General features: G+C 66.1%; 7 protein-coding genes and 1 pseudogene. 6 read left to right on the forward strand and 2 right to left on the reverse strand.

The window, feature by feature from the left end; translation table 11 throughout:
• From Q0A15_RS07355 to Q0A15_RS07365, 3 genes are all read left to right on the forward strand, one after another.
• Positions 1 to 1,241 (forward strand): GNAT family N-acetyltransferase (locus tag Q0A15_RS07355; protein WP_291278874.1); only part of this gene is annotated, 1,241 nt, incomplete at its 5' end.
• Positions 1,242 to 1,392: 151 nt separating this feature from the next.
• The gene (gene rpsA, locus Q0A15_RS07360; protein WP_291278875.1) at positions 1,393 to 2,880 is read left to right on the forward strand and encodes a 30S ribosomal protein S1; all 1,488 of its coding nucleotides are present in this window, start codon (positions 1,393 to 1,395) and stop codon (positions 2,878 to 2,880) included.
• A gap of 119 nt (positions 2,881 to 2,999) precedes the next feature.
• A complete protein-coding gene (locus Q0A15_RS07365; RefSeq protein ID WP_291278876.1) occupies positions 3,000 to 3,803 on the forward strand; it encodes a MerR family transcriptional regulator in 804 nt (267 codons plus the stop codon).
• Between the two features lies 1 nt (position 3,804).
• On the opposite strand, the gene Q0A15_RS07370 is transcribed toward Q0A15_RS07365, so the two are convergent.
• The gene (locus Q0A15_RS07370) at positions 3,805 to 5,004 is read right to left on the reverse strand and encodes a methyltransferase (RefSeq protein ID WP_291278877.1); all 1,200 of its coding nucleotides are present in this window, start codon (positions 5,002 to 5,004) and stop codon (positions 3,805 to 3,807) included.
• Positions 4,992 to 5,684 carry a YigZ family protein gene (locus Q0A15_RS07375; RefSeq protein ID WP_367273368.1) on the reverse strand — a complete coding sequence of 231 codons (693 nt, stop codon included), beginning with the start codon at positions 5,682 to 5,684 and terminating at the stop codon, positions 4,992 to 4,994. Before Q0A15_RS07375 ends, Q0A15_RS07370 begins: the two co-directional genes overlap by 13 nt.
• A gap of 57 nt (positions 5,685 to 5,741) precedes the next feature.
• On the opposite strand from Q0A15_RS07375, the gene coaE reads away from it, so the two are divergent.
• The 3 genes and pseudogenes from coaE to Q0A15_RS07390 form a co-directional block, all read left to right on the forward strand.
• Positions 5,742 to 6,338 carry a dephospho-CoA kinase gene (gene coaE, locus Q0A15_RS07380; RefSeq protein WP_291278878.1) on the forward strand — a complete coding sequence of 199 codons (597 nt, stop codon included), beginning with the start codon at positions 5,742 to 5,744 and terminating at the stop codon, positions 6,336 to 6,338.
• A gap of 94 nt (positions 6,339 to 6,432) precedes the next feature.
• Entirely contained in the window at positions 6,433 to 8,619 is a 2,187-nt protein-coding gene (uvrB, locus tag Q0A15_RS07385) for an excinuclease ABC subunit UvrB (RefSeq protein WP_291278879.1), read from the forward strand.
• 408 nt (positions 8,620 to 9,027) lie between these two features.
• Positions 9,028 to 11,317: pseudogene (locus tag Q0A15_RS07390) on the forward strand (hypothetical protein); the annotation flags it as partial.

Below are 11,317 nucleotides of genomic sequence, written 5' to 3' on the forward strand. Positions count from 1 at the left end.
CGGGCTTCGTGGACGCCGCACGCGGCGTGGACCTCGAGGTGGCTCAGCTGGACCGTTTCCGTGACGCCGACACGCTGCTCTCCGCCGTGTACGACGACGCGCAGGACCCGCGTGCCTTGGCACCCACCCGCCCGGTGGCCACTTTCGGCGACTTCGACGGCACCCTGTGTGTGAAGCCGGGCGTGGTGGTGCCCACCCGCATGGTCACCGAGGTCTCCGTGCGCGGCACGCATCGTCGCCGCGGTATTCTCCGCAACCTGATGACCGCCTGCCTCACGCGCAGCGCCGAGCAAGGGTACGCGCTGGCGGCCCTGACGGCAACCGAGGACTCCATCTACGGGCGTTTCGGGTACGGGCGCGCCGCGCTGTCCGCCTCCGTCACCGTGGACGTGAGGCAGGGCCTGCGCCTGCGCGCCGAGGTGAGCGAGGCCATCGCGGCCGCGGGCCTCACGACCTTCACGCCGTCGTGGGAGAGCTTCCCGGAGTTGTACGAGGCGGCATACGACGCCTTCCAGCGAGCCACCCCGGGCCAGACCGGTACCACGGCGGCCTTCCGCAGCCGCGCCCGCGGCGAGAGCAACCCGTGGGCCGTGAAGGGGCAGGACGAGAACTGGCGTCCGCTGGTGGTGGTGGACGGTACCGGTGCGGTGCGTGGCTACGCCCTGTCGGGCACCGTCGACTGGGGTGCCTCCGGCCCCCGCACCATGAAGGTCGCCGACATCGGAGCGGATTCGCCGCTGGCGGAGGTCGCGCTCTGGGAGGCGCTCGGATCCACGGACCTGGTGGACCGCCTCTCCTGGAGTGAGGCCCCCACCGATTTCGCGTTGCCTGCGGCCCTGCGGCACGCCCGCGACGTGGCCTTCACAGGGCGCACGGATCACCTGTGGATCAGGATCCTTGATCTTCCGGCGGCCTTCCGGACCCGCGGCCTGGCCGTGGATGGCACCCTGCGCCTGAGTGTCACGGATACGCAGGGTTTCGCCTCGGGGGAGTGGTTGGTGAGAACCCGGGACGGCGTCACCGAAGTGACGCTCACCGAGGAGGCGGGAACCGCCGTCGGGCATGGGGGACACGCCTCGCTGAGCGTGGACGCCGAGGCCTTGGCCGAGCTCTATCTCGGAACCGTGGACCCTGCCACCATGGTGGCTCTGGGGCGGGCCGAGGCAACGGCAGAGGACATCCCGAGGTTGAAGCAGTTGTTCGCGGTGGAACGTGCGCCACGCAACACGTACACGTTCTGATGCATCTTTGACCGTGCCCCCGTCCAGGCACTAGACTTGGTCTGTCCGTGGACACCCATGTGCGCGGGCGTAGTACCCTAACCAACTCGGTGAGCGGGCGCGTGTGCCGGCTTCCCGACCGAATAACCATCCGTATCGGAGCCCCTTCTACATGACCATCACGAACCCGGACAAGACCGGAATCCCCCAGGTCGCCGTCAACGACATCGGCTCGGAGGAAGAGATCCTCGCCGCTGTCGACGCCACCATCAAGTACTTCAACGACGGTGACCTCGTCGAGGGTCAGGTCGTCAAGGTCGACCACGACGAAGTCCTGCTGGACATCGGCTACAAGACCGAGGGCGTCATCCCCTCTCGCGAGCTGTCCATCAAGCACGATGTCGACCCGTCCGACGTGGTCGAGGTCGGGGACACCGTGGAGGCCCTGGTCCTCACCAAGGAGGACAAGGAAGGCCGCCTGATCCTGTCCAAGAAGCGCGCTCAGTACGAGCGTGCCTGGGGCGACATCGAGAAGATCAAGGAAGACGACGGCGTCGTCACCGGCACCGTCATCGAGGTCGTCAAGGGTGGCCTCATCCTCGACATCGGTCTGCGTGGCTTCCTGCCCGCCTCCCTGGTCGAGATGCGTCGCGTCCGCGATCTGGCTCCGTACATCGGCCAGCAGATCGAGGCCAAGATCATCGAGCTGGACAAGAACCGCAACAACGTGGTTCTGTCCCGCCGTGCATGGCTGGAAGAGACCCAGTCCGCAGTGCGCACCGACTTCCTCAACAAGCTGGAGAAGGGACAGGTCCGCGAGGGCGTCGTCTCCTCCATCGTCAACTTCGGTGCCTTCGTGGACCTGGGTGGCGTCGATGGCCTGGTGCACGTCTCCGAGCTGTCCTGGAAGCACATCGACCACCCGTCCGAGGTTGTCGAGGTGGGCCAGAAGGTCACCGTCGAGGTGCTCGAGGTGGACATGGACCGCGAGCGCGTCTCCCTGTCCCTGAAGGCCACCCAGGAAGATCCGTGGCAGGCATTCGCCCGCACCCACGCGCTGGGTCAGGTTGTTCCCGGCAAGGTCACCAAGCTGGTTCCCTTCGGCGCGTTCGTGCGTGTCGAGGACGGCATCGAGGGCCTGGTCCACATTTCCGAGCTGGCCGAGCGTCACATCGACCTCGCCGAGCAGGTCGTCTCCGTTGGCGAAGAGATCTTCGTCAAGGTCATCGACATCGACCTCGAGCGTCGCCGCATCTCGCTGTCCCTCAAGCAGGCCAACGAGGGCGTGGATCCTGAGGGCACCGAGTTCGACCCGGCTCTGTACGGCATGGCCGCAGAGTACGACGAGCAGGGCAACTACAAGTACCCCGAGGGCTTCGACCCGGAGACCAACGAGTGGCTCGAGGGCTACGAGGCACAGCGTGCCGAGTGGGAGTCCGAGTACGCCGAGGCTCAGGCTCGCTGGGAGGCCCACAAGAAGCAGGTTGCTGCTGCTGCAGAGCAGGACGCCGCCGCTTCCAACGGTTCCGCTCCGGCCGCCGCCGCCAGCCAGTCCTTCTCCTCCGAGCCGGCCGCCAAGGCTGCTCCGCAGGATCACGGCACCCTGGCTTCCGACGAGGCTCTCGCCGCTCTGCGCGAGAAGCTGACCGGCAACAACTGATCCGATCCTCACGCTTCGTGAGGTGAGAAGAACATCCGCGAGGGCGGGTCCACCAGCGATGGTGGGCCCGCCCTCGCGGTTCTTGACCCTGACACCGTGTCAGACGGGAAGGTGGAAGCATGTTGTCCATCGGAGCATTCGCGCAGGTCGGTCAGGTGACCCACCGCCAGTTGCGGCATTGGGACGCGGCCGGCCTGCTGGTGCCCACACATGTGGACGAGTTCACCGGGTACCGCACCTACGATCCATCGCAACTCGAGCGGTTGCACCGGATCGTTGCGCTACGAGAGCTGGGGTTCGGCCTCGACGACATCGCGCTCATGCTGAAGCAGGGCGTGGATGTCGCACAGATGGAAGAGCTCCTCACATCCCGGAGGGACCGAGTCGAGGAGGAACATCGCCTCGCCACGGCCAGACTCGTCGACGTGGAGCACCGGCTCCGGCTCATCGAAAGGAAGCTGATCATGCCCACCATCGAGATCGTACGCAAGCCCCTTCCCGCTCTCCGCCTTGCCGCCCGCTCTGGAACGGTGCAGGAACAACCGCAGATCGCCTCCATCGTGGGACCGGCTTTCGACGCCGTGGCCCAGATCATCGGAGAGGAGTGCGGCGCCCTGGACGTCGCTGTGGCGTCGTATGACGAGGCGGAGGGCGGCATCCGTGTCGTCGCCGGATACGGCTACGCAGGAGAGGCGCAGCCCGGCCTCGAGATCGTCGAATTGCCCGCAGTCCCGGAGGCCTTCGTGGGGGTGCACCTGGGATCCATGGACACGATCCATGAGAGTTGGGCCGCCGTTCATGGCGAGATTATCGCCAAGGGCTTTATCCCCGACGGGCCCTGCAGGGAGAACTACCTGCGCGCTGAGGGCGATGACCAAAGCGACTGGGTGACGGAGCTGCAGCAGCCCGTGCGCAGGGCCTGAGTCACCGGCGCGTGGAGAGCGTCACCGTGAACGTGCGGTCGCGGCCCAGCTGCTCGGTGGGGCCCACGATGCGCTGCAGGCGAGGGCGGTGACCCACTGGCGTATTGAACACGGTCACCAGAGTGCCCCCGTGCTTCATCATGCGGGCCGCGGCCTCGATGAGCTTCACTCCGATTCCGGTGTGCACCGTCCCACCCTGGTGGAAGGGCGGATTCAAGAGGACCAGATCCGCTGAGGCATCTGGGATCGCGTCACCCGCGTCGGCGCGGATGACCTGGACACGTGCAACGCCATGCCCGACGGCGGAGCTCGGCCCATTCCCGAGCGTCGCCTCCAGCGTCGCGGCGGCGGACGCCACGGCGTCCGCGGAATCGTCGGTCGCGATGACCTTGGCCTGGGGCCACCGCTGGGCGGCCCAGGCCGCCACGGTGCCGTTGCCGCAGCCGAGATCCACGATGGTGGGGTCGCTTCCGAACCGGATGTCCACGTCGGACAGCGACTCCAGCATCAGGCGCGTGCCTGGATCCAGGGCAGCCCCGCCGAAGGCCTCCCCGATGCCGATGAGGGTCAGGTCGCGGCCTGCCACGCGGACGTCCTTGCGGGATGGGACTACCGGTTCGAGGTGTAACTCCGCGTTCCGGTCCACGACCAACAGCCGAGACTTCCGCTTCGCCAGTTGAGGGGTCACGGACCCGAAGCCGGCCTCCAGGGGAGCGTTCATCCCGCGGCTGAGGTGCTTGACGCGGCCGCCGGCGACCAGCACCGCGTCGTCGTCGACCACACCCATGAGCGAGACCATCCTGGTCACCGAATCCACAGCACGGGGGAGTTGCCACAGGATCAGGCGGGCGCCGGTGAAGGTCTCCGCTGCTGCGGGGGCGTGCACATACACGGTTGGATCGATCCCGATGCGTTCGGCGTTGGCGTCCAGGGCTCGCTCATGCACCAGCCGGTCCTGGACCACGCGCAAACCGGTGAGACCTGCGGCGACCAGGGACAGGGTGATGGCTCCGTGGCGTTCCCCGACCACCACGATGTCTGTTCCGGTCAGCTCCTGCTCTACGATCCGGGTCAGCGCCTCTGCGACGAGGAGTTCATCCGTGGCGTCGTAGGGGAGCAGTGTCGGGTCCTCGACATCGGGGAACCGCGAGAGCCTCGTCAGGTCCAACGCGGTCCGCTTGTCCTGAGTCATGGCGCCCATACCGCCTCGCCTCGCCTCAGGTCGGCGGTGCCGCCCAAGGCTTGGGAGACTTCGACCTCGGCCTGGGCCAGTGCGTCGTAGTAATCGTCTGCTACGAGGGTCATGGTGAGGGCCCGCGGTCCGTAGTCGGTTCCGGAGACCGAGGCGCTCTCGAGCCGGCGCAACACGTTTTCCGCCTTGCCCGCCTGGTCGTAGGGGACATCCAAGAGGAGCTGTCGGCGACGGGTCCAGCGCTGTTCGGTCGCCACGTCGAGCGCCTGGGAGACCGAGTCCGAGTAGGCCCGCACCAGACCACCGGCCCCGAGCAGGATGCCGCCGAACCAGCGCGTCACCACGGCCACGACGTCGGTCAGGTCGCGATGACCGGAAGCGGTCTCACGCTGCAACAGGGCCTGCATCATGGGCACGCCGGCCGTGCCGCCCGGTTCGCCGTCATCGGAGGAACGCTGCACCTCGCGATCGGGCCCCAGGACGAAGGCGCTGCAGTGGTGCCTCGCGCCGTGGTGGGCCTTGCGCTGGTCCTCGATCACCTCACGGGCCGAGGACTCGTCCGCGACCGGTACCAACCGGGTCAGGAAGACCGAGCGCTGGATCTCGATGGTGTGCTCCACCTCCGCGGTGATGCGTGTGAAGGCGAGCGCCCGGTCGTCGGGTTGCGCTGGAAAGGGTGTGGGGAGCACCCGTCCCACGATACCGATGGCACAGGAGAAACGTGGTGTTGAGGCAGGATGGGATGCATGACCAACTCCCGCCCCCGCATCGGCCTGACCGGCGGCATCGCCTCGGGCAAGTCCACCGTCGCGGACCTCCTCCGGGACCGCGGCGCCGTCATCATCGATGCCGACCGCATCGTCCGGGACCTCCAAGAGCCGGGACAACCAGGACTCGATGGCATCGTGGAGGTCTTCGGCACCGACATGCTGGACGGCGACGGCCGACTGAATCGCCCCAAACTCGGTGCGTTGATCTTCAACGATGACGAGGCTCGTGAACGTCTGAACGCGATCATCCACCCCCTGGTCAGGGCAGAAGCTGCGCGGCTCAAGGCCGAGGCGGGGGAGTCCCTGGTCATCGAAGACATTCCGCTGTTGGTGGAGACCGGTCAGGCCTCCGACTTCGATCGCGTCATCGTGGTCCAGGCTCCGCACGCCGAGCGCGTGCGACGCATGGTGTCGGACCGCGGCATGACGTCCGACGACGCGGCGTCCCGGATCGCCGCTCAGGCCACGGACGCGCAAAGGGCCGAGGTCGCGTCGGACCTGATCGTCAACGACGCGGACCGCGCGGCCCTGGCCGCGCGGGTGGACGACCTCTGGGCGTCGCTCACGAGCTGAGCCGACCTGCGGAGCCGGCCGCCAGCCGTCGAACATTTCTACGCCTGGAGCGCACACCCTCCAAACAATCACCGTGCCGCCGTAGGCTGGTGTCATGTCCTTGGCTCAGAAGATCGAACGCGTCGTAGCCCCCTTCGAAGTCGTCTCCGAATTCCAGCCTGCGGGCGACCAGCCCAAGGCCATCGCCGAACTCGCCGAACGCATTCAGGGCGGCGAGAAGGACGTGGTGCTCATGGGCGCCACCGGTACCGGCAAGTCCGCCACAGCCGCCTGGCTGATCGAGAAGGTTCAGCGGCCAACGCTGGTGCTGGTGCAGAACAAGACGCTGGCCGCGCAGCTGGCCACGGAGCTGCGATCGCTGCTGCCCAATAACGCGGTCGAGTACTTCGTCTCCTACTACGACTACTACCAGCCGGAGGCCTACGTCCCGCAGACGGACACCTTCATCGAGAAGGATTCCTCGGTCAACGAGGAAGTGGAGCGGCTGCGGCACTCCGCCACCAACGCGCTCCTGACCCGCCGAGACGTGGTGGTCGTCGCGACCGTCTCCTGCATCTATGGCCTGGGTACTCCCGAGGAGTACATCGCCCAGATGGTGACCTTGAAGGTCGGCGACGAGATCGACCGCGACGAACTGTTGCGGCAGTTCGTGAACATGCAGTACGCCCGCAACGACATGGACTTCCACCGGGGCACCTTCCGGGTGCGCGGTGACACCGTGGAGATCATCCCGATGTACGAGGAGCTGGCGGTCCGGGTCGAGTTCTTCGGCGACGAGATCGAGTCCATCCAGACGCTCAACCCGCTCACCGGCGACGTGGTGCGGGAGGAGAACGAGATGTACATCTTCCCGGCCTCCCACTACGTGGCCGGACACGACCGCATGCAGCACGCCATCGCGACCATCGAGGACGAGCTTCGTGACCGGCTCGCGGAACTCGAGGACCAGCACAAACTCGTCGAGGCCCAACGGCTGCGGATGCGCACCACCTACGACCTCGAGATGATGGCCCAGATGGGCTTCACCAACGGTATCGAGAATTACTCGCGGCACATCGACGGGCGTGGGCCGGGGACGGCCCCGGACTGCCTGCTGGACTATTTCCCTGACGACTTCATGCTGGTCATCGACGAATCCCACGTGACCGTGCCGCAGATCGGTGGCATGTACGAGGGTGACATGTCCCGCAAGCGCACGCTGGTTGAGCACGGTTTCCGGCTGCCATCCGCCATGGACAACCGGCCGCTGAAGTGGGACGAGTTCTTGGAACGGATCGGGCAGACGGTTTACATGTCCGCGACACCGGGGGACTACGAGCTGTCCAAGTCGGACGGCGTCGTGGAGCAGATCATCCGGCCCACCGGACTCGTGGACCCCAAGATCGTGGTCAAGAAGACCAAGGGCCAGATCGACGACCTCCTGGACGAGATCCGGGACCGCGTGGATCGCGACGAACGTGTCCTCGTCACCACACTGACCAAGCGCATGGCGGAGGACCTGACCGGATACCTGCAAGAGAACGGGGTGAAGGTCGAGTACCTGCACTCGGACGTGGACACGCTGAAACGCGTCGAGCTGTTGTCGCAGTTGAGGCTGGGTTCCTTCGACGTCCTGGTGGGTATCAACCTGCTGCGCGAGGGCCTGGACCTCCCGGAGGTGTCCTTGGTCTCCATCCTGGATGCCGACAAGGAGGGGTTCCTTCGTTCCACCACCTCCCTCATCCAGACGATCGGCCGCGCAGCCCGAAACGTGTCCGGCGAGGTCCACATGTATGCGGACAAGATCACCGATTCGATGCGCAGGGCCATCGAGGAGACCAACCGCCGTCGCGAGATCCAGGAGGCCTACAACACCGAGCACGGTATGGAGCCGCAGCCCCTGCGCAAGAGGATCGGCGACATCACCGATCAGCTGGCCCGCGAGGATGCCGACACCGCGGAACTGCTGAAGCAATTCGACTACGGCAAGGGACACCGTGGATTCAATGCCATGCTCGACGGCGATGGTGGGGAAGGTGCCTCCGGCACCTCCGTGCCGGCCGGCGTGCTCGGTGGCGCAGGCCGTTTCAGTGGGGCTGGCGGTGCAGGCAGCGCGGAGGAGAAGCTGCGCCGCGACGGCGTCGTGACGGCACCGCAGGAGGACCTGGCGTCCCTGATCGCTCAGCTCACCGAACAGATGCACAAAGCCGCGGAGGACCTGCAGTTCGAGCTGGCCGCTCGCCTACGTGATGAACTCAGCGACCTGAAGAAGGAACTCCGAACGCTCAAGATCGTGGAGTAGGCGGATGGTGTAGAAACCGGCAGGCGAAAGCACCCCAGACACGCGGGTGGCCCCGAGATTGGTTCTCGGGGCCACCCGCGTGTCTGGGGTCGCCCCGTTCTTTGGTTCACCGGACTTCCCTGCTGGCCCCGATTGACAGGACCCGGCCAGCAGCCCCGTGGTTATCGACCTCGGTGATGCACCGTCCGGATTTATTGTTGATTTATATAACCATGCAAATATATCGGCGTGTCGTCCACAGATTCCGATTGTTACCGGTCCATCGATGGTAATCACCTGGCAAGCCCGGTAAACTTGTGTTATCAGGTTGCCAAAGAATTGTCGAAGCCGACTCGGGGTGGCGATGCTTGGGTGCTGATACTCGGGGAATGACGTTCGGGGAGAGAAATTTGAAGGGGGTGGACTTCGATGACGGTACTGGATCGTCGGCCGGCCGCGTCCACCCCTGGCATGCCGGAGGTGATGGAGGCGCTGGACAGGGCTGCGGCCGCTCAGGCCGAAGCGGCGGCGTTGATTCAGGAGGTCTTCGGTCCCGATGGGTCCCGGGTGCGTGAGCGTCATGCCGGTCGTGGGGGTCTCGGGGTCGTATCCCGGTTCGTTGGCAACGAGGGTGGCGGCGGGTCCTTCGTGGATCACGTTCCAGACGACCTCGTGGGTCTTGCGGACGGCGGTGGTGCGGTCACGACCGGCAAGGCGCACTCCAGTCTCAAGCGGCGTGATCCGGGTGGTGTGACTAACGGAGCGCTGAAACCCGGCGCTACCATCGGCTCACCTGCTGCGGTCGGCTGGGCGGGTTCGGTGAGTGTGGCAGACCTGCGCCTGGTGTTGGGACGGGTCAATCGGGTGTATGCTGGTACGGATCGGATTCTGAGTGTATGCGCTGACATGATTGTTGCTGGTTCCGATCCGGCGATCCCCAAGGTCGAGCGGATCAATGACCTGCTGGGTGTTCGTTCGCCCGAGGTCGCGGTCAAGAATTATTTGTTGACCACAATGAAAACCCTGCGTGATCTGAAATGCGTGCGCACAGCCACCACATGTGAATCGTTCACGATCAATGCCCACCACGCCCTCTTGCCGGTGCTGGCGGAGGCGGTCGCTGCCGGGGCGGTGACGTTGGGGCAGGCCGAGGTGATCTCCAGCCTGCTCACACCGTTGGCCAGGCGTAAGAGCGGGGTGGATGTGGGCGCGTTGGAGACGGTGGAGTCCATTCTGGTTGGTCATGCCACCGGCGGCCGGTACGGCACACCACCAGAGACGGTCCCGATTCTTGACCTGATACAGGGCCGCTACGGGTTGGGCATGCACCCGGAAGAACTGCACAGGCTGGGGAGGCAGCTGGCCGAACTCGTGGACCAGGACGGCCCGGAACCGGCCGATGACGAGGTCCACCACAAGCGCAGCCTGACACTCAAACCAGGGAAGAGGCCCGGGGACCCAGCCGAACTGCGGGCCAAACTGACTCCGGAGGCCTACGAACACCTCACCACCTTGTTAGCAGCGATCCTCGACCCCAAGACCGCGGCCGACCCGGGAGGAGTCGGGACTGGTCCAGAGGTTGGTTCAGGGACCGGGGCTGGACACGCCGGCGGAGCGGAGGCCGGACACGCTGGTGGCACTGGCACTGGCACTGGCACTGGCGCTGGCACTGGGACTGGCCCGGGTCCTGTCTCGCCGTTCGAGGTCTCGGCCACCGATGGTGTGTTCCGGCTACAGGGCGAGGACCCGGTGACCTTCCCTCAGGCACAGCACGATGCCTTCGTGACGCTGCTCGGTCTGGCGGGTAGGAGTGCCCCGGACCAGGGCGGTGCCCAACCACGAGTGATCCTCCTGGCCCGGGCCGAGCAAGTGTTGAAGGCGTTGACGCATACGCCTCGCCCCGGCCAGGAGGAGCCTGGCGTAGCCGGTTCACTCGATCCCCGGTCGCAAGCCGTACAGGTCGTGGACGCGGCCGTCACCGAGGCCGCCGCCACGCTGGTCGAGGCCGGGCGGGCAGGGTTCCTCACCGATGCGGCGATCAAGACCATCAACCGACTCATCAGCCTGCTCAACGACGACCAGGCCCTCCGCGACGACAACCCCACCGCCAGCCTCCGCGACGGCGACCCCACCGCCAGCATCCACCATGCAGACGCAGACACCGCCCTCCAGACTGGCGACAACTTTGGCGTCCACGCCCACGGCGACGGTGATCTCCAGGCTGATGGCGGGGTCGAAACGGGAAGAGGCGGGCACGATTGCCGTGCAGGAGCAGGGTGCTGCGACGTTGGTGCCGCCGACGCAGAAGGCTGCTGTCGTGAGGATGGAGCAGAGCAGCCGCAGTCGTCGCAACTTTCACGAGCGAGGCCGCCATTGCCGGTTTTCGGTGCGCACCTGCTGCAGGATCCACGCCTGGTGACCTCCGCCCTTCTACCCGCCACGGGTGCAACGATTCCGCTCTCCCGGCTCGGGACCATCCTCTGCGATGCTGTGGTGGAGATCGTCACCACGAGGCAAGGCGATCTACTGGACTACACGGTCGCCCAACACAGAACCTTCACTGCGGCTCAGCGCCGGGTGCTGCTCACCACCTACGCCACCTGTGCGGTCCCGGACTGTCACATCCCGGGTTTACGTTGCGACGCCCACCATGTTCGCCCGGCCTCACTGAACGGTCCCACGAGTATCGGCAACGGCATCCTGTTGTGCAGGCATCACC

The organism is Galactobacter sp. (genome assembly GCF_022712295.1).
GTDB lineage: Bacteria > Actinomycetota > Actinomycetes > Actinomycetales > Micrococcaceae > Galactobacter.

Bases quoted from the DNA above. Each gene is read 5' to 3' on its own strand.
- rpsA (WP_291278875.1), top strand. From the start codon at position 1,393: ATGACCATCACGAACCCGGACAAGACCGGAATCCCCCAGGTCGCCGTC.
- Q0A15_RS07370 (WP_291278877.1), bottom strand. From the start codon at position 5,004: ATGGGCGCCATGACTCAGGACAAGCGGACCGCGTTGGACCTGACGAGG.
- Q0A15_RS07365 (WP_291278876.1), top strand. From the start codon at position 3,000: ATGTTGTCCATCGGAGCATTCGCGCAGGTCGGTCAGGTGACCCACCGC.
- uvrB (WP_291278879.1), top strand. From the start codon at position 6,433: ATGTCCTTGGCTCAGAAGATCGAACGCGTCGTAGCCCCCTTCGAAGTC.
- coaE (WP_291278878.1), top strand. From the start codon at position 5,742: ATGACCAACTCCCGCCCCCGCATCGGCCTGACCGGCGGCATCGCCTCG.